The organism is Streptomyces sp. NPDC048606, from assembly GCF_040650855.1.
GTDB lineage: Bacteria > Actinomycetota > Actinomycetes > Streptomycetales > Streptomycetaceae > Streptomyces.
In genome coordinates this window covers 216,328-241,332 of sequence record NZ_JBEZIB010000004.1, presented here as the reverse complement: position 1 = coordinate 241,332, position 25,005 = coordinate 216,328, and the positions used below count along the sequence as shown (strand labels likewise).

The following is a 25,005-nucleotide window of genomic DNA, read 5'->3' as shown; positions in this document are numbered from 1 at the left end:
CCAGGAGATGGCCCCCCGATGTCCTTCGACGCAGAATCGGCTACCACAGGACATCAGGACATCAGGAAGAGACCCGCAGGAGGCACCCGTGACCGATGGGAGACGACCGGAGTTCGTGATGATCTCGACCTTTCGCTTGAGGACCGAGGACGGCTTCATGATCGCGGCCTTCGTCATCGACGAGAGAGAGTGCGAGTCTCCCGCGCACTTGAAATCGATCAGGAATGAGGCTCTCACCGAAATTCAGCGTCGCCACATTGCCGGGGAGTTCGAAACCCGTAGGGCCAAGGCCGGCGAGTTGCCGTCCACCCTGCCTCGGTGGGCGGAGTTCAAGCGGCAGTGGGAAGTCGCGCATGAAGAGCCGTAGTTCAGCGCCTGCTCGCTGCCGGTGTCCCGTGGTTCGAGGCAGCCTCACGCGGCCGGTGCCCCTGGGCCGGGGCGGGAGTCGAACGCCGCGACGTGCGCGCGGGATCGGGACCACCGGGGACGGCCGGTGGTCCCGATGCCCGGGGCCCGCCGCTACCGCCGACCGCGGCGCATGAGCCACAGCACCAGCAGGCAGCCGGGGACGGCCACCGCGAGGTAGACCGCCAGCGTCTGCGTCAGACCCTCCCCGCTCGACCTCCACGTGGTGCACAGGAGCACCCCGAAGAGGACGAACAGGCCGACGACGAGCCCGGTCGAGAGTCCGGTGGGACGGCGCACGGCGGGTTCCCCCCTCGTCAGTAGCACTTCGCCCCGGCACCCTTGCCGGTGTAGGTGAACTTCATCTCCACGCCGTTCTTGCACCGGTCGATGCCCTCGTTGCCGAGGGAGACGACGTACGCGTACACGCCGGCCGCGACCGCGGCGCCGATGCCGCCGGTGATGACCCCGATGAGCCCGGCGGCGGTCGCGGCCGAACCGGCGTTGACGGCCTTGGCCTGGGACTTGCTCAGCTTGACGTAGACGTACCAGCCCAGGGACACGCCGCGGGCCACGCGGGAGGGGGCCTCGCCGTTCTCTCGGGGCAGGTCGCCCCGGACGACGGTGACGACGTCGGAGTCCTTGAAGGCCTCGACGGCCTCCTCGTAGGTGTAGCCGGCGGAGCCCAGGTCCAGGTAGGCGCCGCCTCCGTCGACGTTCACCACCTCGGCGACGTTCGCCGGCCCGGCCGCGGCGGCGGAACCGCCGGCGGCCGACGCGACCGGTGCGACGGCCACGAGCAGCGAGGTGGCCAGGACGGTGGCACAGGCGGTCCGGAACGTGCGACCGGATGTGGTGATACCGAAGTTCATGTGGATTCCCCCATCAAAGCGTACGAACGCACGCATCTGTTGATCAGTCACCTGAAGTTGATCATGGGGGCGAAGGGAACCCCATGGACGAAAGTCCCGCACATGCCGCCGAAAGCCCCTGACGGCCAGGGACGTACGTCCAGGTCGCCGCCTCCCCGCCGGACGGACGGCCCCGTCCACGGGGCCGCTCATCGGGACGTGGCCACCAGGCCCGCCTCGTAGGCCAGGATCACGAGCTGTACCCGGTCGCGGGCGCCGAGCTTGGCCAGCAGGCGGGTCAGGTAGGTCTTGGCGGTGGCGACGGTGATGTCGAGCTCGGCCGCGATCTCCGTGTTGGACAGGCCCCTGCCGACGAGGGTCAGCACCTCGCGTTCCCGGGCGGTGATGGCGTCGAGCTCCGCGCGTCGGGCCGGCGCGGCCGAGGGGCGGGCGGTGAACTCCTTGATCAGGCGGCGGGTGACGGCCGGTGCGATCAGGGCGTCCCCGGCGGCGACGATCCGGATCGCGGCGAGGATGTCGTCCAGGGCCATGTCCTTGACGAGGAACCCGGACGCGCCGGCGTGCAACGCCCCGTAGACGTAGTCGTCGTCGTCGAAGGTCGTCAGGACGAGGACCCGCGTGGACGGGGAGCCGGAATCCGAACCGGCGTCGAGGCCGCCCGTCCGCTCCGTGATCAGCCGGGTGGCCTCGATGCCGTCCATGCCGGGCATCCGGAGGTCCATCACGATCACGTCGGGGGCGAGTTCCGCCGTCAGCCGGACCGCTTCCGCCCCGTCCCCGGCCTCGCCCACCACCTCGATGTCCGCCGTGTCGGTGATGACCATCTGGAGGGCGGTGCGGACCAGGGGCTGGTCGTCGGTGAGTATGACGCGGATGGTCATCGGGCTCTCCCTTTCTCTTCTGTCTCGGTCGTCGCCGGTATCGGCAGACGGACCGCCACCCGGAAGCCGCCCCCGGGGCGGGGCCCGGCCGTGAAGTCGCCGTGCAGCAGGGCGGCCCGCTCGCGCATGCCGATCAGCCCGAACCCGGCGTGCCCGACATCCGGGCCACCGCTGCCCCGGTCCGAGACCTCGACGGTGAGTTCGTCCGCGCCGTACGCGATCTGTACGAGGCAGGAATCGGCCCCCGAGTGCCGTACGGCGTTGGTCACCGACTCCTGGACGATCCGCAGCGCCGCGAGGTCGACGTCGGCGGGCAACGGGCGTTGCACGCCCTCCCGGCGCACCTCCACGCGTACGCCGGCGGCCGTGGCCGTCTCCGCCAGCCGCTCCACGTCCGCCAGACCGGCGGCCGGACGCAGGGACTCCGACGTGCGCCCCGCCGAACCCGAGGCCGGGTCGCGGTCGTGCTCCCGATCCCGGTCGGCCCGGTCCACCTCGGCCCGGTCCTCGTCGGCCTGACGCAGGGCGCCGAGCATCCGCCGCAGCCCGGACAGCGTCTCGCGCCCCGCCTTCTCCACGGCGACCATGGCCTCCCGCGCCCTGTCCGGCTGGGTCTCGACGACCCGGGCCGCCGCGCCCGCCTGCAGGGCGATGATGCCGATGCTGTGCGCGACCGTGTCGTGCATCTCGCGCGCGATGCGCAGCCGTTCGGCGATGACGGCCTGTTCGGCGGCCCGCGCGTACAACTCCTCCGTGTGCGCGCGGGCCTGGTGCACGGAATTGCCGATGAGCCAGGCGATGACCACGGTCAGGGCCAGGAAGGGCTCGGGCGCGACCCCCGAGTCCTCTCCGGTGACCAGCCGCAACACGAAGTAGCAGGTGAGCACGGCGAGCGCACCCGCCCCCGCGGTGAGCGAGTCCCGGCGCGGCCGTACGGCCGCCATGTGGCAGAGGGCCACGTCCACCGTCAGGAACTGCAACGGCGGGATCTCGTCCTGACGCCAGGCCACCGTCGAGGCGACCACACCGGCGATCACCAGCGCGTACGCCGACGGGCCGGCGCGCCGCAGCAGCGCACTGCCGGCCAGGACGAGGACGAAGGCGAGCACCAGCAGGAGCCGGGAGGCGAGCGAATCGAGCCCGTCGCGGGGGAAGTTGAGGGAGTGGGTCGGGCCGGGCGGCATCACGACGTACTCGACGATGGGCTGCACCGACGTCGCGCACCACGCCAGCGCCGTCCACAGGCCCGGCGGTATGCGCTTGAGCAGCGGCAGGGACACGGAGGCTGACATCCGGCGATCGTAACCGGGCGCCGTCCGGGGGCCATCGACCCCCGGACGTACAACCCGGGTCGACACCCGGGCCCCGTTTTTGCCGGCCACGGTCCGACGACGGGAGGGGGTCTCCCCCGGCACCGTTGTCCTCGTGATCGAAGTCAACGAGCTCACGAAGCGATACGGCGGCACGACCGCCGTCAAGGACCTGACCTTCACCGTGCGACCCGGCCAGGTGACCGGGTTCCTCGGACCCAACGGCGCGGGCAAGAGCACCACGCTACGGATGATCCTCGGCCTGCACGAGCCCACCGGCGGCAGCGTCCGCGTCGGCGGCCGTGCGTTCCGCGATCGTCCCCGGGGCCTGCGCCACGTCGGCGCCCTGCTCGACGCCCACGACGTCCACGGCGGCCGCAGCGCCCGGGCGCAACTGTGCGCCCTGGCCCGCAGCAACCGCATCCCGAGCTCCCGGGTGGACGAGGTCCTGCGGGAGGTCGGTCTCGCCGACGTCGCCCGGCGACGCGTCAGCGGGTTCTCGCTCGGCATGAAGCAGCGGCTCGGCATCGCCTCCGCCCTGCTCGGCGACCCCCCGGTCCTGCTCTTCGACGAGCCGCTCAACGGCCTCGACCCCGAGGGCGTGAAGTGGGTGCGCGACCTGTTCAGGCGGCTCGCCGACGAGGGCCGCACCGTATTCGTCTCCAGCCACCTCATGTCGGAGATGGAGCACACCGCCGACCGCCTGATCGTCATCGGCCGCGGCGAACTCATCGCGGCGGAGGGCCTCGCGGAGTTCTCCGCCCGCGGCACCCGACAGAGCGTCACCGTGGGCACCCCCGCGGCGAGCGCCCTCGCGAAGCTGCTCACCGCCGAGGGCGCGACCGTACAGACGACGGGCGACGCACTCGCCGTGACCGGCATGACCGCCGTCCGCGTCGGCGAGATCGCCATGGAGCACCGCCTCCCCCTGCATCACCTCAACGCCCGGTCCGCCTCCCTGGAAGAGGCGTTCATGGAACTCACCGCCGACAGCGTGCAATACCTCGCAGGAGACCCCTCATGACCACGCCCCCGACCTACGCGGTCGCATCCGCCGTGTCCCCTTCCGCCGACCCCCGCGCGCGCTTCCACGACCTCCTGGCCGCCGAATGGATCAAACTCCGCTCGCTGCGCTCGACCTGGATCGCGTACGGGGCCACCGCACTGGCCGTCATCGCCTTCAACGTCGGCACCGCCTACGACACCTACACCTACTGGCCGGCGCGCGGCGCGGCCGACCGGGCCGACTTCGTCCGGGCCGGCATCCCGCTCCAGGAGGCGTTCACGGCGAACGCGGCCATGGTCATGATGCTCGCCCTGGCCGCCATCGGCGCCGTCGCGATCACCGCCGAGTACAGCACGGGCACCATCCGCACGACGTTCGCGGCCGTCCCGGCCCGCCGCTCGGTGATGGCGGCCAAGACCGCCGTCGTCGCGGCCGTCGCCACCGTCTTCGGCGCGCTCGTCGCCGGGGCCTCGTTCGGGCTCACGCAGGCGATCCTCGACGAACGGGGCGCGGGCGTGTCGATCGGCCACCCCGGGGCCTGGCGCGTCGTCACGGCCTCCGCCCTCCTCGCACCCGTCGCCGCGCTCACCGGCATGGCCATCGGCTCCCTGATCAGGCACACGTCGGCCACCATGGTCGGGGCCGTGGTGCTCCTCCTCGTGCTGCCCCTCGCCTTCACCGACGGGCGCCACTGGTCGGCGGTGGCCGGGCACGCGACGCTCTTCCAGGCCTGGTCCCGTCTCGTGGAGGTCGGCGCACCCCGGACCGAGTTCCCGTGGACGACCGGCGGAGCCTGGACCGCGTACGCCCTCTGGGCCCTCGCCGCGGCCGCTCTCGCGATCACCAGCGCACACCGGCGCGACCAGTGAGGGGAGCACCCCGGCACGGTCCCACCGCCCGACCCCGGGGCCGGGCGGTGGGGCGTAGGGAAAGCCGGGCCGTTCTTGCTCGGCTGCCCCGCCGTCCGGCGGGCTCAGGCTCCGAAGTGCGTGAACGCTCCCCAGAGCGTCGGACGTGCGCCGTCGGCGGCCGCCCGCGCCACGGCGCGGCCGAAGGCCTGGGCCGGGGTGGTACCTCGTACGAGTTCCTCGTGGAAGTCGCCCATCAGTGCGACCGCTTCCTCGGAGTCGGGGACGGCCCAGAGCCCCGCGACCACCGTGCTCGCGCCCATGGCGAGCAGCGCGGCGGGAAAGCCGAGCTGCTCACCGGGCAGGTGCGTGCCGATCCCGCCCAGGTGGCAGGCCGACAGGACGACCGTCGATCCTCGCCGCAGGTCGTGGCGCAGGAGGTCGGAAAGGGGAATGGGTCGGCCCAGCAGAACGGCGGAGTCGAGCGGGCGGATCGGTTCGAGCACACCGTGGCCGATGAGGTGGATGACGCTCGCCGAAGCCATCAGGGTGGCCGGCTCCACCGGTTCGGCCGCGCCCGCCGGTTCGGCCCCGCCCGCCAGTCCCTCCGCCGGTCCCTCCGCCGACGCGGCCGCGGGGCTCACTCCACCCGGCTGTCCGGCCGGCCGCTCCTCGACCGTGGCGCCCGCCTCCCGGCTTACGATCAGCGGCTCGACGCCGTACGCGGCGGCCACCCTGCGAGCCTCCGGCACGGTGAAGGGCATCGCGCCGAACCCGGTGGGGCCGTCGTACCAGGGGTCGGCCACCACCAGCGCCTCCCTCACGGGGCGGGGCCAGGCACTCGCGAGCATCAGGGCGTTGCCGGAGGGGGCCACGGTGAGGTCCATCAGCCCGCAGGCCGGAACACCGCTGTCGTCCACCGGCGCGGTCCACAGGGGCAACCGTGCGCTCTCACCCAACGGAACCAATGCCACTTCGGACCCCATGAGGTCCGGCCAGGCCGCGAGGAGCGGCTTCCACACCGTGTCGCCCACCATCGCGTGCGCCGCTCGGACGGCGCGGTCGCGGATCCCCCGGGCCGGCACGCCCAGTTTCGTCCACAGCGTCTCCAGCTGGTTGCGGACCGCGTCCGTGCGAAAGCCGGGCAGTTCCGTGCTCTCGCACAGCGCGCGTCCCGTCCCGGGCGCGTTGAGGCGGATCGCCGCACCGGCCACCGCCCCCGGTGCCAGGTAGACGACTGACCGCCCGGTCTTCACCGCGGCGAGAACCGCGCACGCCGAACTGGATCCGGCGATCAGGTATCCGCGCTCCAGCCGTTCGAGCGCCTCTTCGAGGTCCTCGGCCACGATGCCCTCGACCACCGTCGTCAGGGTCGCCACGCTGTCGATGCCCGGATCCGCAGGCTTGCTCGTCGCCCGCCGGCGGAGCTCGCGGGAATGCTGTCGGAACTCGCGCAACCGATCGGCGGCGTCAGGTGCCGCGAGGGCGTCGGCCATCTCTCGGGCCGAGGCGCGGCCGCCCATCCGCAGGCCGATCAGGGCTTCCGCCACGAGGTAGCCCACCAAGGGCGTTCCCGCCCGATGGGCGACGTCCACCGCCATTTCCGCCATCATCTGCATGTCGGCGTACAACTCGTCGGGGAAGGTCGCTTCCCGCGTGCTGAACTCCGATTGCAGGGTCCGGACCGCCACGCTGTACCACAGGCTGCTGGTGGCGGCCGTGAACCAGCGTCCCAGCTCGGCGTGCATGCCGAACGAGACCCGCGCGGTGTCGAGGACCATGGGCGCGTACTCGTCTTCGCCCCGTCCCAGCTTGTCCGTGCAGCGGCGCATCAGCCTCCAGGCGTCGTCCGCGGCGGCGGCCGTGCCGTGCTGTTCGCGCCGGACCTGCAGGGCTCGGAGCTCCTTGGCCACCTTCGCGTACCTCGCCGCCCGCAGGTGGGCGGCGAAGCCCGTCATCCGGCCGTCTCTGAAGGGGTGCCCGGTGCCGGACGCGTCGCGTCGATCGCGGTGACGAGACCGTCGACGAGTGCCGCCGAATCCAGCACGGGGGTACCGTCAGGGCCCGGGGTCGACCGGATCTCGATCCGGACGGGATCCTCCGCACCCGCCGTGACCGTGAGGACGAGCGAGGCGCCCTCAGCCGTCGCGGTCTCGGGCCCGGAGCCGGAGGCGCGACCGGAGGCGACCCGGAAGCCGAACCAGGCGGCGGTGCGGCGGCCGAAGTCCGCGATCTGCTCGCGGGCGAGGTAGATGCCCACCGCGCCCGCGGACACGTCGAGTCCCTCGACGCCGACGGACAGGACCGCCCGGGCCACATCGAGCCACTGGTCCCCGGACCGGGTGTCCGACTCGACCTCGCCGAAATCGGCCTCCTTCAGTAACTCACCCAACTCCGAAGGGACATCCACGAACATGAAGTCGTCCATGCGTTGAGGCTAGCGACCCCATCACCTCGCGGGTAGGGCCTTCGGACCGAACGGTGACGGGCGCCCCCGGTCCGGCCGGGCGAGCGTGAGGTCGGAGTGCGGGTGCGCCGCTGCGGGTGAGCGGGGTCAGCGGATGCCGATCGTCGCGTACGTCTCTCCGGGGCCGGGTGGGCGGCTCCAGGAGAGCGATTCGAAGGTGTGCAGCCGGCCTTCGGTGAGGGCGAGGCGGGGCACGGTGACACCGTGGAGCCGAGCGACGGCGTCCAGGGCCTGGGCTGCCGCCGCGGCCTGGCCGTCCGTGTCAGGGGCGTCGAACCCGAGGGAGTGGGGGGCCAGTTCGGGGGGAACGGAGCCGGTGGTGGCTTCGAGGGTTGCGCCCCGCACGGTGAACGCGTAGCGCGGCGTGCCGCCCTCGGCGGCCGACACGTGGAAGACCGGGGTGCCTCCGCGCCGCTCGTGCCAGATCACGATCGCCCGGCCGCCGTCGGCCGAGGCGGCCGACGCCGGAGAGACGAAGCGGGCCGGGTCGAACCTGGCGGAGGGGTCCTGTTCGAGGGCGAAGCTCCAGTCCGGCCCGGCCCGGCCGACGCTGAGCAGTGCCTTGTCCTCGTAGCCCGATAAGACCCGTCGGCCGGATCGGTGGTGCCGGGTGACGTCCCACTGGCGCAGGGGCGGCGAGAGCCGCGTGCCGGGCGATGAGCCGAGCAGCGCGGGTATCCCGTCCGGGGCCACGCCTTCGAGGAGGATCATCCGGTAGTCGGTGACCGAGGTCTGCCGGGGGCGCAGCGCGCCGGGCCGGACGAGCCAGGACAGGCCTTCGGGGTTCCGGTCGCCGGCGGGGGCCGGGGCCGGGCCCCTCTCGCCGCCGCGCGGGGTCCGCAGGAGTTCCAGGCGCCGCTCGGAGGTGAGCACCGGGGCGAGTAGGGGGTCCGCGAGCAGTCCCACCGGCGCGATGTGGCCCGGGCCGAGCGGCTCCCACGACGGGATCGCGGCACGCAGGACCTGCCAGGCGGCATCGGTGTCGCCCCACCGGGCCTGCTCGCGGGCCTCGTGGACGCCTTCGCCGAACGCTCCGCCGGGCCGGTAGCGGTAGGTCCCCTCGCGTACCGAGCGCTGGATGTCGGCCGCTGCCCGCGCGGTGTCGGGGAAGAGGGCGGGGTCGGAGTAGTGCCAGTCCTCCGGGGGCCGGCCGCTGTCGAGCAGGTCGGCGGCCTTCAGGGGGAGCTGTTCGCCGATGAAGCGGGGGTTGTCGGGGTGCGGCGCCTCGACCCCGTACCCGCGCGTGCCGTCCAGCTGCGCGATCTGGTGCAGGAGTTCGTGCGCGTACGGCCGGCCGTACTTCCGTGCTTCCGCCAGCCGGGCGGTCGCCTCCTCGTGTCGGCCCGACAGTGCCTCGGTCCTGGCCCTGGCCACGGCGGCGTCCTGGGCCCGGGTCGTGTCGTTCTCGAACGCCGGGCCGTCCTCCCCGCTCCGTTCCGGCGCGAGCGTGTGGAACTCCTGGTGCATGGCGATCATGAAAGCCGCGAACGACGGATACCGCTCGGGATCCGCGGCCCGCCAGGAAGCCCACACCCGCACCGCCCATTCGCCGTCCGGCCCCACGTCCTGCGGGTCGAGCAGTACGAAGGTGGCGTCCGACTCGACGTCCAGTTGCAGCGCCCGGGACCACAGGCCCACCTGCGCCCGCGTCTCCTCGGAGTTCTCCTCCTCGCCCCAGAATGCGTCGAAGCCCTCGCCGAGGCCCATGGCATCGTCGTGCCAGTGCGCCTCGCGGGTGCCGGCCAGTCTCACGACGAAGGCGCCGGCGTGCCGCCAGCCGTCACTGACCCGCAGGAACTCCCGGTAGGAGGGCGGCATCGCGCGGCCGAGCCGGCTCTCCATCGCGGCGATGTCGGCCTCGGCGGCCGGGTCCGCGCCGAGCCATCTGCCCTGCCGCGAGGCGACGTCGTCGGGGCCCAGCTCGTCGACGTGCCCGTGGGCGTCCGCCCACTCCTCGCTCCACCGGGACAGGAAGTTCCGCCAGTCGACGTCTTTGATCTCCATGCCGACGATCCTCGCAGCGGGCACCGACAGCGAGGCGTGCCGCGGGCGACGTCACTCACCCCTACAGGACTCCACACGGCCGCCCATCAGCACGAGCGGAGCCCGGCTCGGCGCACGGCCGAGCAGGGCTCGCCGCCCGAGCGACGCGGCGTGCCGACCGTGTTCGGCTGGACCTCGACGTCCTGGAGGAGTGGTTCACCGAGGGTCCGCCCGCAGCTCGGTGCCGACGGCGACCTCGTGGCCCGGCCCTGCGATCGCGGGCTTCGGATCGCCTGCCGGCACGGCACCACCTCCCGGAACAGGAGTGATGGATGGCATGAATGTTCCCAGTGCGACAAAATCCAGCTTTTGCAGCTATTTATCCACATTTCAAAGGCACTTCTGGGTCACATGTGACAGAAGGGGCAGTTGCTCATGATCAACAACCTCGTTGCACTTCTCCGAGGGCCGCGCGCCGGTGCGCGCTCCCGAGCGCACCGCTCCGTGCGCGCTCCTCCATCCGAGGACCCGCCAACCCCGAGGACCACAGTCATGCCTCTGGCACCCCAGTCCGCGAGTCCACCCCGCACCCGGCCCGACCGTGACCTCGCGCTGCGCCTGCTCGACGAGAGCGTCCGGCGGGCCGACTCGGCGGACGACCTCGACGATCCGGGCCCGGCCGCCCGGCGCAGCCTGGACACCGTCGAGCGGGCCTTCGCCCTGTACGAGGGGCGCGATGCCCCCGACCTGCCCGCCGACCGAGTCTTCGTCGTCCCCAGCCTCATCAGCCGCGACGACCCTTCGCGCGGGCCCGAGATCCGGCACCTGCTGCCCCTGCTCGACAGCCGCTACGGGGTCTCGGCCACCACCGCCCAGCACCTGATCGCCGCCCTCCCCCCGCTGGTGATGGCCTCCTACGGCGAACACGCCGGCCACCGCGGCCTGGTCCTGCAGACGCCGGTGACCGCCGACCTGGTCACCGACCTCGGTCCCGATGCGGCCGCCGCCCGGATCTCCGGGATCGTCCGCGAGACGGTTTCCTTCGCCCACGACCGCCTCGGCGCACGCGTGGTCGGGCTCGGGGCCACGCTGCCGGCCCTGACGCGCTTCGGCCGCGAAGCCGTCCCCCCGGGTCCGGACGCCCCGATCGTCACCACCGGTCACGGCGGCACCGTCCATCTCATCCGCCTCTTGGCGCGCCGCACCGCCGACACCCTGGACGCGCCCGGGTCCCCCCTACGGATCGGTGTGATCGGCGCGGCCGGCTCCATCGGCTCCTCGACCCTGGTGACGCTGCTGGCAGAGTTCCCCGACAGCGCGTTCCTCGCCTGCGACCGACCTACCCGGCTCGGGCGGGTGCGCCGTCTGGTCGAGGCGGCCGGAGCCGAGCGGCGCACCGACGTCACCGCGGACCCCGGCGACGTCGTCCGCCGGTGCCGGCTGGTCGTCAGTGCCATCACCGAGCGGCTCGACGTAGACGCCCTGGCCCCAGGTATGGATCTCACCGGGCACGTCCTCATCGACGACAGCCAGCCCGGTTGCGTCGACCGTGAAGCGTGGGAGAAGCGCGGCGGCCGACTCCTCTGGCCCATCGGCACGGGCACCGCCGGCCCGGGGCCCCTCAGTCGGCGCGACGGATACAGCTACGGGCCGGGGGTGGGGCTCCTGCACCCGCACGACCTCTGGGGCTGCGAGGCCGAGGCCGCGGTCCTCGCGCTCAGCGGTGAACACACGGCCGCCGTCAGGGGGCCGGTCACCCCGCAGGCGGCCGCCCGTGTCGGCGCCCTGTGCGAACAGGCGGGCGTCCGGCCCGCCGACCCGCAGTCACACGCGAGGCCGACGACGATCTACCGACCGACCTCCGCAGCCGTCGGCCGGCGGGCTCACGGCCGCCCGGCCGGCTCCGAGGAGCCCTCGACGACCTACACGAGCGGCTACCAGAGCCGCGTCTTCGCCGAGGGTGGCAGCCGATTCCCGTTCACCGCGCAAGGGCTGGCGCACGCCGCGCGGGATGTGCTCCCGCGCCACGCGTTCGACTACATCGCGGGCGGCGCCGGACGGGAACGCACGGTCGCCGCGAACGAGGAGGCGTTCGCCCGGTGGAGCCTGACCTACCGGATCCTGCGCGACGGCCGACCCGCCGACCCGTCGTGCACGGTTCTGGGCACGCCCATGTCCTTCCCGGTCATGCTCGCCCCGGCGGGAGTGGCCGAACTGGCTCACCCCGAGGCCGAGAAGGCAGCCGCGCGGGCCGCGGCCGAGGCGGGCGTCGTACAGGTCCTCTCCTCCGCCACCTCCACGCCGTTGGAGGAAGTGGCCGAGGCCGCTCCGGAAGGCCGCCGCTGGTTCCAGTTCGCCTGGCCCGACGACGAGAGACTCGCCCGCTCCCTCCTCGACCGCGCGAGGAAGGCCGGGTACACGGCAGTCGTCCTCCAGGGCGACTGCCACGTGGCCGGCTGGCGGACCCGCGAACTGGACTCCGGATTCTTCCCCTTCGGCAGGGGCCACGGCCTCGGCAACTACCTCTCGGACCCACGCTTCCGCGAGCTCGCCGGTCTGCCCGCCGCCGCCCTGCCCGGGCAGCTCGGCCCCGCAGCGGTACGGGCCGCGGCCACGGCCTGGAACCGCCACTACACCCGCCCCTCGCTCGACCCGGCGGATCTGGAACTGCTGCGCTCCTGGACCGACCTGCCGCTGGCCGTCAAAGGCGTGTGCCGGGCGGACGAGGCGAAGCGGTTGCGGGACGCGGGAGCCGACGCGCTGATCGTCTCCAACCACGGCGGACGCCAACTCGACGCCGGTCCCGCCGCTCTCGACTGCCTGCCGGCCGTGGCCGAGGCCGCCGCCGGCCTTCCCGTCCTCTTCGACTCCGGCGTCCGTACCGGCACGGACGTCCTGATCGCCCTGGCGCTCGGTGCGAGTGCCGCCATGATCGGCCGCCCCTGGCTCTACGGCCTGGCCATCGGCGGCCAGGCCGGCGTCGAGCACGTCCTGCGCTGTCTGGAGACCGAGTTCACCGGCGCCCTCACCCTGACCGGCCACCACGACCCGGCCGGGCTCTCCGCCTCCGACCTGACACCCGTAACCGCGTTCCCCGTACCCGCGTTCCCCGCCCTCCGGAGCATCCGATGACCGCATCCCTCAGTGCCGCCGACCGGCCCGCCCCCGACCGCTCGTCCGCCCCCGCACCCGCACCGGGCGAAGGGTCGGAACGCTACGGAGAGCGGATCTTCGGGCAAGGCGGCGCGGACGAACACACCCGGCTCCTCGCCCTCGCCGACGTCCTCGACCCGCACTCCCGGCGCGCCCTCCTGAACCCCGCGACCGGCACCCGTCGCCCCGTCCGCCAGGTCCTCGAACTCGCCGCCGGAGCCGGCACCCTGACCCGGCACCTGCTCGACGGCCTCCCCACGGCCCACGTCACCGCCACCGACCTCGACGGCCGCTTCCTCTCCCGCACACGGCACGAACGTCTGACAGTGCTGCGACACGACGTGACCCGAGACGAACTCCCCGAGGCCCACTACGACCTGATCCACGCCCGCTACCTGCTCCACCACCTGCCCGACCGGGACGCCGTGTTCGCCCGCATCGTGCGGTGGCTGGCGCCCGGGGGTCGGCTGGTGATCGAGGAACCCGCGCTGTTCTCTCTGGAGGCCGCGGTCGACGCCCGCTACCGCCGCGTGTCACTGGGCGCACTGCGCGTCCTGGCGAACCGGCTCGGCACCGACTGCACCCATTGGGGGCCCGGCCTGCCCCGGACAGCCGCCGCCCACGGTCTCACCGGCATCACGCTGCACACCGCAGTGCCCACCGTGGCCCACGACACCCCGATGGGCCGGTTCTGGAGCCTGACCGTCCAGCACCTCGCCGACGACATCGCCGCGCTGCCCGGCATCGCGCCCGCCGACGCCCCGTCGGTCGTCGAGGCCCTCTCCCGCCCGGGCCTGGTCGACATCGGCATGGCCACCGTCACCGTCACCGCCACCAAACCCCGAGACGACACCCACGCAGCCTGAGGCACCGTCCCCCGGCCGAGCCGGAACCGAGGGGCCTGCTTCGAAGCGGGCTTCCGCCTCATCGTGGCGCGGGTCCGGCGCGCGCACCCGCCGGCAAGCTCGGCGCGAGGGCCGGGGGCGTGGCGCCCGCCGACCCGAGCCGGCGCGTCGTCAACGCGGCTGGGCTTCGGGCCGCTCGGAGCAGGTCGCGGCGACCGTGTCGGCGAAGGCGCGGGCGAGCGGGGTGAGGGCGTCCCAGCGGCGTACCGCCCAGCCCACCGGGAGCGGCGGCAGGGCGGGCACCGGTACGAGGCGCAGCGGAGCGGTACCGGCGGAGCGCAGGCCCGGTACGGCGGGGACGACGGTGTGTCCGAGGCCGAGTTCGGTGAGGAGCAGGGCGGTGTCCCAGTCCGCGACGCTGGTGTCCGAGCCCACCCGGACGCCCAACTCGGTGAAGGCGGCGTCCAGGCGGGCGCCCGAGATGGAGTTCGGGGGCAGTCGTACCAGGCGCATGTCCGTGAGTTCGGCGACGTCGATGGCCGACCGGTCCGCGAGCGGGTCGTCCGCGCGGACCGCGAGCACCCAGGGCAGGTCGACCACGGGTCGCTGCTCGATGCCGGGCACCGGTGCGCCGATGGTGATCCACGCCAGGTCCAGGGTGCTCGCCAGGAGCGCGTCGAAGCAGCGACGGCTGGAGGTCTCCGTGCGGAATTCCAGGCTCAGCCGGGGGTGGCTGCGTCGGAATCCGACGATGGCCTCGGCCATGAAGTGCCGTACGGTGGCGCCACCGGTGCCGACCCGTACGGATCCGGCTTCGCCGTCGGCCAGTTCGCCGATGCGGCGCAGGGCGCGGTCCAGGCCGTTGATCCCGTCGGAGACGGCCTCGTAGAGGATCCGCCCGGCCGCGGTCGGGACCGTCCCGCGCGGTCGGCGCTCCAGCAGGCTCACGCCGGTCTCGCGCTCCAGCCGCTTCACGTGCTGGCTCACCGCCGACTGGGTGCATCCCGACTCCCGCGCCACGCCGCTCAGGCTCCCCACCCGGCACACGGCCACGAACACCCGTAGATCGTCCAACGTCACGACACCCAAGCTAATGCTCGGGGGTCGTCAAGGAAACCCCAGGATTGACTGGGCTCGTGACGAGGCGGCAGGATCACCGGTGGGCCCAGGCGGCAACCTGTCCGGCGACCCGCGACCGGATCCGGATCCTCTCGCGGGTTGCCGGACGGGTGCCGACCACTCACACGCGCACCTGGCACGACCGACATCGGAGGACCGGCACACCGTGGCTTCCGCACCCCCGAGAGGGGCCGACCGCAGCTTCCCCACGGCGCTCACCGCCACCGGCACCGGTCGGATCCGTCTCGTCGCGGCCGCGGGGGCGGTGGCGACCGTCGGCGCGGCGTTGGCACTCAGGGCCGTGGCGGCGGGAGATCTCGCCAAGTACGGCGGGGACGCGCTGTACACCGTCCTGCTCGCCGCCCTCGTCGTCCTCGTCGCACCGAGGGCGACACCGACGAAGGCCGCCACCTGCGCCCTCGCCCTGAGCTGGGCGGTCGAGTTCCTCCAACTCACCGCCGTCCCGGCCGAGCTCTCCCGGCGCAGCACCCTCGCCCGCCTCGCCCTCGGCTCCACCTTCAACGCCCCCGACCTGTTCTGGTACGTGGTGGGCGCCGCGTCGGCCTGGGCCGCGCACACGGGCCTCCTCCGGATCCGGGCGCGACACCGGACGTAGCCGCCGAGGACCGGCTCGCGCCCGCGCCGCCGTAGGCGCCGTGGACCGGCAGGCACGGCCTCCTCCGAGCCCTGGCCGCCGACCGGGCGGCGGCCATCGGCCGTCTTGACGACGTCGCCGTTCGGTCCCGGTTGTCAGGACGTGTGCGCCCCTCCTGACTCGGGGGCCGTCCCGGTTCGCCACAGGTGGAGCGCGTCGGCGTCGCTGAGTTCCTCGGTGACCTGACGGCGTTCGGTGTCGGTGAGGTCGAGGGCGGTCAGTCGGCTGCGCCAGTCGTCGACGCAGTCGGTGTCCTCCAGGGCGGTGGCGAGTTCGATCAGGGTGGCGAGGGTACGGGCCACGTCCAGAAGGGGTGCGGTGTCCCCGTACTTGCGCAAACCTGTGGTGAGAACACGCAGGGCTGCGCGGTCGTCGTTCTTGAAATCGCTGAAGACACGGGCGTTGTCGAGGACCTTCGCCAGACCCGTGAGGCTCTTCGAGCCGCCGTACTCCAGCTCGGCGGGCTCGTCCCGCTGGATGAAGATGATCGAGTTGCCGGACGGGTCGACGAGGGTGAACCGGCGCGCTCCAGGCCGGAACCGGGTGATGCGCGGCCTGCCCTTGACCAGGACCTTCCCGTAGGCGGCCCGCAAGGCGCGGGTGAACTCGGCGTGGTACGCGGCGACCTCGTCGACCATGACCAGGCAGCCGACCTCCTCCTGACTCGGGTCGATGTTCTTCGGCGGCGGCCCGAAGTGCAGGACGAAGCCGGACCATTCCAACGCCAGGTAGACGTAGGGCCGGGTCTGCTGGTAGCTGACCTCGAACCCGAGCGCCTGGTAGAACTCCAGCGTCTCCTCAACCGACACGCACGGCATCACCGGCACCGTCGTCTCGTTCGCCTGCACCATCGCGTCCCCCACCCTTGCCGTCTCTCCCGGTTCCGGACCTGCCCAGGACACCGAGACTGCACCAGAACCGAGCCCGGCGCCTATGGCATTCCTGCCTTTCTCGATAGTGGTCCAGGCCGCCCGGCGCGTGGCCGTGGGCGACGGAAGGCAGCCGTACTCGGCGTCGAAGGCGTCGGCGATGCCCGGCGCGCCGACGGCTTCGCTGAAGGCAGCGGCGGCCCGCGAAGGGGCGGGTGGGAGCCGAGCGCCCCGGTCAGCGGCCGCGCCCCGTACGCACGCGAGCCGTTCTCCTGCCGTGGCTGACACCCCTCCCCTGCCCGTCCGTACCTGCCACCCCGTGCCCCAGCCCCTGCACGGGGTCGCGGGCGGGCTGTACGGGTGGTGGGGATGAGCCAGAAGACGGGCTTTCGCCCGTCAGATGTCAAGGCGACGGGCCGAGCGGGCACCCTCGCGTGCGTCCGGACCGGGTCCGATGGGCCGGACGGCCGCGGCGGCCTCCCGGCCGGCGGCCAGGCGCGATCCGCGCTCCCGACAGGGAGCCGGAAGAAGCGAGGAGAGTCCATGGTGAACCACCGCCGTCCCGTCCTTGGACGGGCGCTGACGAGCGCGGCGATCGGCCTGGTCCTGGCCGCCGCGGGTCCCGCGGGGCTCGCGCAGGCCGGCGGGAGTGCGGCCTCGGCCCACACCGGAACCGCCGCCTCCAAGGCGCGTGCGGTCTGCCCGCCCACACCGTTGTGGGCGAACACCGGTGGAGCCACCCGCAACCTCATCCAGTACGACGACGCGGGCAACACCCTCAGCACGGCCCCGCTGGTCCGCGACTACGGCGACATCGCCTTCAGCCCGAACGGGTCGACCCTGTACGGGGTCGACTTCCCCGGAGCCGCCGGCTCGGCCACGCTCTACACGATCAACCCCGTCACCGGCGCGGAGACTGCGAGCGTGGCCATCACCGGACCGCTGGCCGCGGTCGGCCCGGTGACCGCCGTCAACGGTCTGACCGCCCGTGCGGACGGCATGCTGATCGCGGGCTCCTTCAACAGCAGCCAGGTCTTCCTGATCGACCCCGCCACCGGCGTCTCCACGCTGCTCCCGGCCTCCTTCCCCGCCGGGATCGTCTCCGCGGGCGACTTCATCACCCTGGACGACGGCGACGTCCTCGCCTTCGGCACCCCGGACACCACGAGCCCCTCCCCCGTGTTCCGGATCCGCCCCGACAACACCGTCCTCCAGATCGGCACGGTCCCCCAGACCTTCGGCGCCGCCAAGTCCGCCGGCACGGTGTACGCGTTCGCCTCCAACGGCGACATCAACCAGATCAACAGCCTTCCCACCACCGCCTCCACCGCGGCCCTGCCGGTCACGACCGTCAAGGCGACCGGCAGCGGCTTCTACGGGGCCACCTCCACCCAGGACTCCGGCACCTGCGTCACCCCGGCCTACACGATCACCAAGAAGGCGACGCCGGCGAAGAAGGCCGAAGAGGGCGACACGATCAGCTACACCATCACGGTCAAGAACACCGGCCCCACCGCCGCCGCCGGCAACTTCACCGACGACCTCGGCGACGTCCTCGACGACGCCACCCTCGTCCCGGGCTCGGTCAACGCCACCACCGGCACCGCGACCGTCACCGGCGAAACCCTGGACTGGACCGGCACCCTCGCTCCCGGCGCCACCGCGACCATCACCTACCAGGTACGGGTCAACGCCCCCGACACCGGCGACCGCGTCCTGACCAACACCGCCGTGCCCACGGCACCGGGCGGCACCTGCACCACCTCCCGCTCCTGCACCGTCACCATCAAGGTGAAGGCCGAGGAGAAGGACTGCGACAAGCCCGGCCACGGCAAGCCCGGCCACCACCACGGCGACAAGCCCGGCCACGGCAAGCCCGGCCACGACGACCACGGCTACGACGACGATTGCGTTGACGAGGTCGAGGACGAGATGAACCGGAAGCAGGCCGCCGCCCGCCCCTGACCGCCCCGTCCCCGTCCGGCCACACGGCGCGCAGCGTCCGACAGAGGCAGGCGCGAGATCGTCCAGGGCCGTCTCCCCCGCTTTCCCATGGGTGAGACGGCCCTGACCACGTCCGCGGTCCAGCCACTACGATCGCGCGCATGCCTCCGCACCCTCATCTCCCCGCTGTCATCGCCGCCGCCGGCGCCCTGTCCGCCGGGCTGCGAAATCCTGCGTTGCTGGTAGGCCTTCACCGCGACATCGACGGCTTGACCGGGAAGGACGGCAGGTCGCTCAAGGGCTCGAAGAAGCAGTACGCACTTCGGTGGGGGATCTTCACGACCTCCTACGCGGCCGTCGAAGCCTTCTTCAACGACGTGCTCGCCCTCGATCCGTCCCGTACACGGCATCTTCCGCTCAACCCGGACAAGCTCCGCCACGTCGCGCAGCAGCAGGGGGTCCGGCTCTTCACCAACGACTGGGGGGTCCGTACCAGGACTCTGGGCACCGCCGCCGGAAACCGCTCACGTTGGACGGCCTACGTCGGCACCCGAGAGGTGAACCTGTACCTCGCCGACATGAAGACCCTCCGCGACGTCCTGAGCCACGGCGGGAACCCGTACGCGGTGTCCAACCACTCCGGCGCGTTGTGGCCCCTGAAGGGGGGCGGGCACTCGATGCGCCTCATGGGCGCAGAAGGCTTCATCCAAGCGTGCTGCGACCTCGGCTCACAGACCCTGCTCGCCTTCGGTGGGACCTCGGCCGACTTTCCCGAGTGGCCGGAACCCGAGCGGTCGGGGCTCTCCGCGGAACGACGCCCGTCGCTGCCTCTGTTGCACTGATCACCTCCCGCCCGGCTGCCTCGGCGGTTCCGACCCCCAGGAGGCCGATACCTTCCACGAGTGGGTGGGCGTGAGGCCGATCGACGGCCCGCTCACGCCTTCGGGTCGCTCGTACGGAGACACCCGGCCCACACGCGCGAGGGCTGCCGACCGGCACGCTCCGCCCCTAACATCACGCACATGTCGATCACTTCTCACATACCCGTTCTCCACGCCGGCGGGAAGCCGTCGTGCTCGTGGAGAACGATGTGCTGATCGTGCGCCGTCCGCACGAGCAGGTGCACATCCCGTTGGAGGCCATCAGTCGCCTGTTCGTCGAGGGACGGTGCGTCACGATCGAGCTGACCGCCGCGCCGACCACGGAGATGACGCACGTCCACCGGGTCTGGGACGTGGTGGACGACGAGGCCGCCGCCGCCTTCGCCGATGCCGTGAACGCGGCTCTGCCCGAGCGGACCGAGGAGACGGAGGCGATCGACGGCGCGGACCTCGTCTCGGGCGAACGCCTGTACCAGCCCAGCTACCGGAACTGGCTTCGCAGGATGAAGCGCGGCGCGCTCGTCGCGACCCTGCTGGCCATCGGCTCATGCGTGCTCGTGGCCTCGGCGGGCAACCCGGCCGCCCTGACCGTCATCATCCCGCTCTCCTTCCTCGGGATACCGATCCTCACGCTCGGCGTCTTCCTCGCGTACGCACCGTTCGAGGAGTGGTACCTGCGCAAGCACGGCGTCCGGACGTCCGCCATCCGGCTTCGGGATCAGTCCGGTCTGTACGCGTACACCGACCCGGGCGGCACGGTCCGCACCGTGCGGCACCCCATCCCGACCTGGAACATCGAGGCGGCCTACGACCCGCGCGACCCCGGCCGCGTACGTTCGCTGCAACCGCGGGGCCGGCGGGTCCGGGACGCGGTCCTGGTCGCCTCCACCCTCACCGTCGGCCTCCTCTTCACCGGCGGCGCCGTCACGGCGGTGATCGGCGCCTTCTTCGGCATGTTCGACAACCTCACCTGACACGAGCCCACTTGGGGATCCCCTGACCGGCGGCACGCCCGAGTGACTCACTCTGGCAGGGGCGAGAGTAGGGGTGCCGTGATCGAGTCGGTGCCGAGTATCCGTGGGCTCGACTGCGAGGGGGCGGGCAGGGCGTTGTTCCCGGCGGCGGCTGCTGCCGGGCCACGCCCCTCCCGAGGGACGGGCGTGGTCACACCGTCGGCGGTAGGAACCGGACATCGAGCGCGAGGTGGCCCGACGAGGTGCCCGTGACCAGAAGACCCCGGTGCTCCGTCAGTGCCAGAGCCGGGTCGGCCAGCGGCAGCGCGTGCCCCGTCCCCGTACGTGGGTCCCAGACCCGCACCGTCATGTCGTCGCTCGCGGTGACCAGGCGGACGGTCCCGTCCGGTGCGGTGAACACGGACACCGCCCGGACCCCGGCGGTGTGGCCGATGAGGGGCGGACCCACCTGGGTTCCGGTGGCGGGGTCCCAGACGCGAACCGTCTCGTCGTCGCCGACGGAGACCAGACGGGGACTGCCGTCCGGGTCGGTGAACGCGGCCACCGCCGTGACCCGGCCGGTATGCCCCAGGAGGGCCGGGCCTTCCTGAGTCCCGGTGGCGGGATTCCAGATCCGCACCGTGCCGTCGCGGCCGCCCGAAGCCAGGCGGAGCGCACCGTCGCGGGCCGTGAACGCCGCCACCGCCGTGACCTCGTCGGTATGCCCCAGGAGGGCCTGGCCTTCCTGGGCCTCCGTGGTGGGATTCCAGATCCGCACCGTGCCGTCGTCACCACCCGAAGCCAGGCGGGGGGTACCATCGCGGGCCGTGAAGGCCGCCACCGCCGTCACCACCATCGCCCCGCCGGTGTAGTCGGCGAGGGCCGGGCCCTGTTGGACCCCGGTGACGGGGTCCCAGACGCGAACGGTGCCGTCCTCACCGCCGGTGACCAGGCGGGGGGCGCCGTCGGGAGCGCTGAAGGCCGCCACCGCCCTCACCCGGCGGGTGTGGCCGACGAGGGGTGGTCCCACCTGGAGTCCGGTGGCCGGGTCCCAGATCTGGACGGCGTTGTCGAGGCCGGCCGAGGCGATTCGAGGGGTACCGTCCGGGTCGGTGAACACCGCCACGGCCCGGACCCCGTCGGTGTGTCCGCTGAGGGGCGGGCCCTCCTGCCTTCCCGTTTCCGGCTCCCAGAGCACCACCGTCCCGTCGTCTTCGGCGATGGCTACCCGGCTCGTGCCATCCGGTGCGGCGAACGTCCCCAGGAGGCGCGGGGAGTTGACGTGCTCGACGGGGGAACCGCTCACCGGAGTCCCCGGTACCGGTTCCCAGATCCGCACGGTGTCGTCGTGGCCGGCCGAAGCCAGGCGGGGAGTACCGTCCGGCGCCGCGAACACCGCCACCGACTGCACCCAGTTGGTGTGGCCCACGAGGGGCCGGCCCTCCTGGGCCCCCGTGGCCGGATCCCAGATGCGCACCGTCTTGTCGTCGCTGGAGGTGGCGAGGCGCGTCGTGCGGTCGGGGGCGGTGAAGGCCACCACCGCCCAGACCGAATCGGTGTGACCGATGAGCGGATCCCGCACCTGGGTGCCGGTCTGCGGATCCCAGATGCGCACCGTCCTGTCGTCGCTCGCGGTGGCGAGACGGACGGCGCCGTCGGGGGCTGTGAACACCACCACCGACTGCACCCAGTCGGTGTGGCCCACGAGCGGGTTCCCCACCTGGGTGCCGGTCTGCGGATCCCAGATGCGTACCGTCATGTCGTCGCTCGCGGTGGCGAGGCGGGGGCTCGCCTCCGGTCCCGGTCCGGTGAACGTCACCACCGCGGTCACGGACGCGGTGTGGCCCGTGAGGGGCGGCTCCACCTGGGCTCCGGTCGCCGGGTCCCAGATCCGGACCGTACCGTCCCATCCCCCGGTGACGATGCGGGGGGTTCCGTCGGGTGCGGTGAACGCGGCCACCGCCGTCAGCAACTCGGTACGGCCGGTGAAGGGCGGCCCCACCTGGGCTCCGGTGGCCGGGTCCCAGACCCGCAGCGTGTCGTCCCGGCCGGCCGAGGCGAGGCGGGGGGAGCCGTCGGGGGTGGTGAACGCCGCCACCGCCCGCACCCGGTCGGTGTGACCCGTGAGGGGCCGGCCCACCTGGGTTCCGGTGGCCGGGTCCCAGATCCGTACCGTCTTGTCGTCGCTGACGGTGGCGAGGCGGGGGGTGCCGTCCGGCGCGGCGAACACGGCCACCGCCCACACCGCGGCGGTGTGGCCGATGAGTTGCAGGTGGAGCCGGTGGGGTTGGACGGCACCCGCGATGAGGGCGGGGGGCCACGGACTGCCGGGGAGGAGGTGCTGATGGGGTACGGCCGGAGGTGGGGTGCCTTGGAGGTAGGTGGTGCCGAGGCGACGCCACCACCGGCGCCATCCCCTATCGGTGCCGGGTCGTCCGTGGGGGGTGGTGTCGCGGGCGTGGTGTTGGAGGAGGACGGTTCCGGCGATGGCGGCCGGGAGCACGTTCGGAGCCAGGCCGTGGTGGAGGGCGTTGGTGGTGATGCTGGACAGGTCGAGGGTGTCGAGGACGTCCGGGTGGTCCGCGAGGGTCTGGAGGGCTCCGGCCGGGTGGCCGAGGCGGGCGTGCGTGGCCAGGTGGTGGCGGATGTAGGGGTTGACGTCCTCGGGCGGTGGGGGCGTGGCCTCGGGGTGGGCGTGCGTGCCCCGGAGGGTTTGGCGGGTGTGTCGGATGAGGGTGGTGGTGATGGCGGCGTGTGCCTGCGGGGTGTCCGGGGCGGTCGTGAAGTGTTCGGCGAAGGTGCGGTGGGCGAGGCGGTAGACGGTCTGACCCTGTTCGTGGTCGAGGGCCAGGTAGGGGGCGGCGTCGCGGAGCAGGTCGCGGATGCCGGCGCCGGTGCCGAGGCCCGTGGGGGTGGTGGTGAGGGCGTCGGCGGTGCGTGCCCAGAGGTTGTCCTGGTCGGGCAGGCCACGGCCCTGGGTGAGGCCGAGGGCTTGGAGGAGGGGGGTGTAGTGGGGGTCGGTGCGGTGGAGGCGCTGGAGGGCCCGGGTGAAGAGCCGGCGGTGGGTCTGGCCGATGAGGGGGGTCGGGTCGGCCAGGAGTGCGGGGTCGTTGAGGAGCTCGTGGGCGGCGAGGCGCGCGTAGAGGAACTGTTGGGGTTCGGCGCCGGTGTGCGGATGGTCGGCGACGAGGCGACGGACGGCGTTCGCGATGTGGGTGTCTTCGGTGTTCAGGGTGCCGCGCTGCTGGGCGGCGTGGAGTTTGGCGCGCAGATATCCGGCGAGCGCCTCCCGGTCCTGGGACACCTCGACGTACTGCGGGATGGGTGTGCCCGACCCGTCCGGGGCGGTGGGGCGGGGGTGGAGGGCGTCGAGGATGTTCGCGTCCGCGGGTGAGGGCTGGTCGGGGCCCTCGTGGGTGGAGCGGCGGGTGCCGACGATCACCCGGACGGTGGGCAGGGCGGCGAGGGGACGGAGCAACTGGTCGGCGATGGTGAGGGGTTGGTCGGCTTCGTCGAGGGCGTCGAAGAGCATGGTCAGCGGTTCTCGCCGGTCCTTCAGCCGGTCGAGGAGCCGGCCGGGGAGGTCGACGGTGGGCCGACCGTCCGCTGCCTCCTCGGCGAGGTCGGGGAGGCCGGCGGCTTCGGCGATGAGCTGGAGCGTACGGCTGAGGGTGACGCCGGTCAGGTGGGCGACGAGGTCGAACGGCTCGTCGGGGCAGGGGGTTCCCGCGGGGAGGGGCTGGAGGTGACCGTGGCGGACGAGGACGTCGCGGAGGTGGGTACGGGTGTGCAGGAGGATGTGGCCCAGGAGGGCCGACTTCCCGGCTCCGGCGGGGCCGGTGACCACCAGAGCGCCGCTCGTGGCGGTCGCGAGCCAGTGGAGGATCTGGTCGCGCTGGAGGGTGCGGCCGTGGAAGTACCAGGCGAGCTCGCCGAGCTCGGCGCCGGAGGCCTTGGGCAGGAAGTGGCGCTGCTCGTCGGCGGGGAGCCGGTCGATGACGGCTTGGATCTCATCGAGCTGGTCCAGGGGTGCGGAGGTGGTGGCGGCGGCGTCGGGCACGACGCGCACCAGCCGGTCGCGGTGATCGTCGGCGGTGTCGCAGCGGTAGCCGCCGAGTTCGGCGCCGAGTTCGATGCCGAGGGTGGCCAGGCCGATGGCCGGCCGGCCTCGGAAGGTGACGTTCAGGGCCCGGTCGAGGGCGCGGGTGAAGGCGCCGAGCTCGGCGTACCCTTTGGCAGCGGTGGACAGCAGCAGGTACCGCTTCGCACCTTGGTGCCGGGTGAGGAGTTCGACGTGGACGCTCGCGGCGAAGCTCTCGGAGAAGCAGGCGTCGATGACGACGATGGCCCAGCTGTTCGCGGTGTCGGGGTGGACCTGACGACTGCCGATGGCGCGGGCGATTTCGGAGGGGGCGACGCCCTCGTCGATGGGGGCCGGTGCGCAATGGTGGGCGAGGAGGTCGGCGCTGCCGTGACCGACCCAGTAGAGCACCGTGTCGCCCGCTTGGTGGGCAGCGGGCCTCTTCCAGGGGACGAGCCGGTTCGACACGGCCTGCAGGTCCCGGTCCTCCGCCGGCACGGTCCAGGGAGTGACGCGTACGCCGTACGGAACGAGCAGGTCGGCGATCGCCCGGACGTGCAGGTCGGTGTCGAGGTCCTCGTGGTGCTGGTAGGCGGTGAAATGGACCGGGAACAGCTCGACCCCGCCGCTCACGGGGAGCGCTCCGCCCGCGTCCTGGTCGCGGGCCGCGGGTATGAAGGCGGACGCGCTGTGCGGGACGGGGCCTGATGAGGGGGCCGAGGTCATGGGCGGG

Annotated in this window: 19 protein-coding genes; 9 read left to right on the top strand and 10 right to left on the bottom strand. The window is 72.8% G+C overall.

Features of this window, described 5'->3' with window-relative positions; all coding sequences use genetic code 11:
- Nucleotides 1–88 precede the first annotated feature (88 nt).
- Complete coding sequence (locus tag AB0D01_RS06865) at nucleotides 89–367, top strand: hypothetical protein (protein WP_363053976.1); 279 nt, start codon at nucleotides 89–91, stop codon at nucleotides 365–367.
- A gap of 152 nt (nucleotides 368–519) precedes the next feature.
- Here AB0D01_RS06865 and AB0D01_RS06860 read toward each other — a convergent pair whose 3' ends face one another.
- From AB0D01_RS06860 to AB0D01_RS06845, 4 genes are all read right to left on the bottom strand, one after another.
- Nucleotides 520–705: a hypothetical protein gene (locus AB0D01_RS06860; protein ID WP_363053975.1), complete on the bottom strand. Its 186-nt coding sequence runs from the start codon at nucleotides 703–705 to the stop codon at nucleotides 520–522.
- Between the two features lie 17 nt (nucleotides 706–722).
- Nucleotides 723–1,277: a hypothetical protein gene (locus AB0D01_RS06855; protein WP_363053974.1), complete on the bottom strand. Its 555-nt coding sequence runs from the start codon at nucleotides 1,275–1,277 to the stop codon at nucleotides 723–725.
- 188 nt (nucleotides 1,278–1,465) lie between these two features.
- Complete coding sequence (locus AB0D01_RS06850; RefSeq protein WP_363053973.1) at nucleotides 1,466–2,158, bottom strand: response regulator transcription factor; 693 nt, start codon at nucleotides 2,156–2,158, stop codon at nucleotides 1,466–1,468.
- On the bottom strand, nucleotides 2,155–3,450 hold the full coding sequence (locus AB0D01_RS06845; protein ID WP_363053972.1) for a sensor histidine kinase: 1,296 nt from the start codon (nucleotides 3,448–3,450) through the stop codon (nucleotides 2,155–2,157). The genes AB0D01_RS06850 and AB0D01_RS06845 overlap by 4 nt, the downstream gene beginning before the upstream one ends.
- A gap of 133 nt (nucleotides 3,451–3,583) precedes the next feature.
- On the opposite strand from AB0D01_RS06845, the gene AB0D01_RS06840 reads away from it, so the two are divergent.
- The gene (locus AB0D01_RS06840) at nucleotides 3,584–4,492 is read left to right on the top strand and encodes an ABC transporter ATP-binding protein (RefSeq protein WP_363053971.1); all 909 of its coding nucleotides are present in this window, start codon (nucleotides 3,584–3,586) and stop codon (nucleotides 4,490–4,492) included.
- Nucleotides 4,489–5,343 carry an ABC transporter permease gene (locus tag AB0D01_RS06835; protein ID WP_363053970.1) on the top strand — a complete coding sequence of 285 codons (855 nt, stop codon included), beginning with the start codon at nucleotides 4,489–4,491 and terminating at the stop codon, nucleotides 5,341–5,343. The genes AB0D01_RS06840 and AB0D01_RS06835 overlap by 4 nt, the downstream gene beginning before the upstream one ends.
- Before the next feature lie 104 nt (nucleotides 5,344–5,447).
- On the opposite strand, the gene AB0D01_RS06830 is transcribed toward AB0D01_RS06835, so the two are convergent.
- The 3 genes from AB0D01_RS06830 to AB0D01_RS06820 form a co-directional block, all read right to left on the bottom strand.
- Complete coding sequence (locus tag AB0D01_RS06830) at nucleotides 5,448–7,280, bottom strand: CHAT domain-containing protein (RefSeq protein WP_363053969.1); 1,833 nt, start codon at nucleotides 7,278–7,280, stop codon at nucleotides 5,448–5,450.
- Nucleotides 7,277–7,750 (bottom strand): hypothetical protein, encoded by a 474-nt coding sequence (locus AB0D01_RS06825; RefSeq protein WP_363053968.1) that lies wholly within the window; start codon nucleotides 7,748–7,750, stop codon nucleotides 7,277–7,279. Before AB0D01_RS06825 ends, AB0D01_RS06830 begins: the two co-directional genes overlap by 4 nt.
- 126 nt (nucleotides 7,751–7,876) lie before the next feature.
- Nucleotides 7,877–9,793: an SMI1/KNR4 family protein gene (locus AB0D01_RS06820; RefSeq protein WP_363053966.1), complete on the bottom strand. Its 1,917-nt coding sequence runs from the start codon at nucleotides 9,791–9,793 to the stop codon at nucleotides 7,877–7,879.
- Nucleotides 9,794–10,324: 531 nt separating this feature from the next.
- On the opposite strand from AB0D01_RS06820, the gene AB0D01_RS06815 reads away from it, so the two are divergent.
- Nucleotides 10,325–12,904, top strand: coding sequence for an alpha-hydroxy-acid oxidizing protein (locus AB0D01_RS06815; protein WP_363053965.1), 2,580 nt, complete (start codon nucleotides 10,325–10,327; stop codon nucleotides 12,902–12,904).
- Entirely contained in the window at nucleotides 12,901–13,791 is an 891-nt protein-coding gene (locus AB0D01_RS06810) for a methyltransferase (RefSeq protein ID WP_363053964.1), read from the top strand. Before AB0D01_RS06815 ends, AB0D01_RS06810 begins: the two co-directional genes overlap by 4 nt.
- 150 nt (nucleotides 13,792–13,941) lie before the next feature.
- On the opposite strand, the gene AB0D01_RS06805 is transcribed toward AB0D01_RS06810, so the two are convergent.
- Nucleotides 13,942–14,850, bottom strand: coding sequence for a LysR family transcriptional regulator (locus tag AB0D01_RS06805; RefSeq protein ID WP_363053963.1), 909 nt, complete (start codon nucleotides 14,848–14,850; stop codon nucleotides 13,942–13,944).
- A gap of 277 nt (nucleotides 14,851–15,127) precedes the next feature.
- On the opposite strand from AB0D01_RS06805, the gene AB0D01_RS06800 reads away from it, so the two are divergent.
- The gene (locus AB0D01_RS06800; RefSeq protein ID WP_363054035.1) at nucleotides 15,128–15,505 is read left to right on the top strand and encodes a DUF2809 domain-containing protein; all 378 of its coding nucleotides are present in this window, start codon (nucleotides 15,128–15,130) and stop codon (nucleotides 15,503–15,505) included.
- A 134-nt stretch (nucleotides 15,506–15,639) separates the two neighbouring features.
- Here AB0D01_RS06800 and AB0D01_RS06795 read toward each other — a convergent pair whose 3' ends face one another.
- Nucleotides 15,640–16,395 carry a glyoxalase gene (locus tag AB0D01_RS06795; protein ID WP_363053962.1) on the bottom strand — a complete coding sequence of 252 codons (756 nt, stop codon included), beginning with the start codon at nucleotides 16,393–16,395 and terminating at the stop codon, nucleotides 15,640–15,642.
- Nucleotides 16,396–16,956: 561 nt separating this feature from the next.
- Here AB0D01_RS06795 and AB0D01_RS06790 point away from each other — a divergent pair.
- The 3 genes from AB0D01_RS06790 (at nucleotide 16,957) to AB0D01_RS06780 (ending at nucleotide 20,212) form a co-directional block, all read left to right on the top strand.
- Entirely contained in the window at nucleotides 16,957–18,378 is a 1,422-nt protein-coding gene (locus tag AB0D01_RS06790; protein WP_363053961.1) for a hypothetical protein, read from the top strand.
- A 140-nt stretch (nucleotides 18,379–18,518) separates the two neighbouring features.
- Nucleotides 18,519–19,199, top strand: a complete 681-nt coding sequence (locus AB0D01_RS06785; RefSeq protein ID WP_363053960.1) for a hypothetical protein — start codon at nucleotides 18,519–18,521, stop codon at nucleotides 19,197–19,199.
- Between the two features lie 230 nt (nucleotides 19,200–19,429).
- A complete protein-coding gene (locus AB0D01_RS06780; protein ID WP_363053959.1) occupies nucleotides 19,430–20,212 on the top strand; it encodes a hypothetical protein in 783 nt (260 codons plus the stop codon).
- A 190-nt stretch (nucleotides 20,213–20,402) separates the two neighbouring features.
- On the opposite strand, the gene AB0D01_RS06775 is transcribed toward AB0D01_RS06780, so the two are convergent.
- Nucleotides 20,403–24,998 carry a WD40 repeat domain-containing protein gene (locus AB0D01_RS06775; RefSeq protein WP_363053958.1) on the bottom strand — a complete coding sequence of 1,532 codons (4,596 nt, stop codon included), beginning with the start codon at nucleotides 24,996–24,998 and terminating at the stop codon, nucleotides 20,403–20,405.
- Between the last annotated feature and the right edge of the window lie 7 nt (nucleotides 24,999–25,005).

Bases quoted from the DNA above. Each gene is read 5' to 3' on its own strand.
- AB0D01_RS06795 (WP_363053962.1), bottom strand. From the start codon at position 16,395: ATGGTGCAGGCGAACGAGACGACGGTGCCGGTGATGCCGTGCGTGTCG.
- AB0D01_RS06835 (WP_363053970.1), top strand. From the start codon at position 4,489: ATGACCACGCCCCCGACCTACGCGGTCGCATCCGCCGTGTCCCCTTCC.
- AB0D01_RS06845 (WP_363053972.1), bottom strand. From the start codon at position 3,450: ATGTCAGCCTCCGTGTCCCTGCCGCTGCTCAAGCGCATACCGCCGGGC.
- AB0D01_RS06775 (WP_363053958.1), bottom strand. From the start codon at position 24,998: ATGACCTCGGCCCCCTCATCAGGCCCCGTCCCGCACAGCGCGTCCGCC.
- AB0D01_RS06850 (WP_363053973.1), bottom strand. From the start codon at position 2,158: ATGACCATCCGCGTCATACTCACCGACGACCAGCCCCTGGTCCGCACC.
- AB0D01_RS06820 (WP_363053966.1), bottom strand. From the start codon at position 9,793: ATGGAGATCAAAGACGTCGACTGGCGGAACTTCCTGTCCCGGTGGAGC.
- AB0D01_RS06815 (WP_363053965.1), top strand. From the start codon at position 10,325: ATGCCTCTGGCACCCCAGTCCGCGAGTCCACCCCGCACCCGGCCCGAC.
- AB0D01_RS06810 (WP_363053964.1), top strand. From the start codon at position 12,901: ATGACCGCATCCCTCAGTGCCGCCGACCGGCCCGCCCCCGACCGCTCG.
- AB0D01_RS06855 (WP_363053974.1), bottom strand. From the start codon at position 1,277: ATGAACTTCGGTATCACCACATCCGGTCGCACGTTCCGGACCGCCTGT.
- AB0D01_RS06825 (WP_363053968.1), bottom strand. From the start codon at position 7,750: ATGGACGACTTCATGTTCGTGGATGTCCCTTCGGAGTTGGGTGAGTTA.
- AB0D01_RS06830 (WP_363053969.1), bottom strand. From the start codon at position 7,280: ATGACGGGCTTCGCCGCCCACCTGCGGGCGGCGAGGTACGCGAAGGTG.
- AB0D01_RS06790 (WP_363053961.1), top strand. From the start codon at position 16,957: ATGGTGAACCACCGCCGTCCCGTCCTTGGACGGGCGCTGACGAGCGCG.
- AB0D01_RS06785 (WP_363053960.1), top strand. From the start codon at position 18,519: ATGCCTCCGCACCCTCATCTCCCCGCTGTCATCGCCGCCGCCGGCGCC.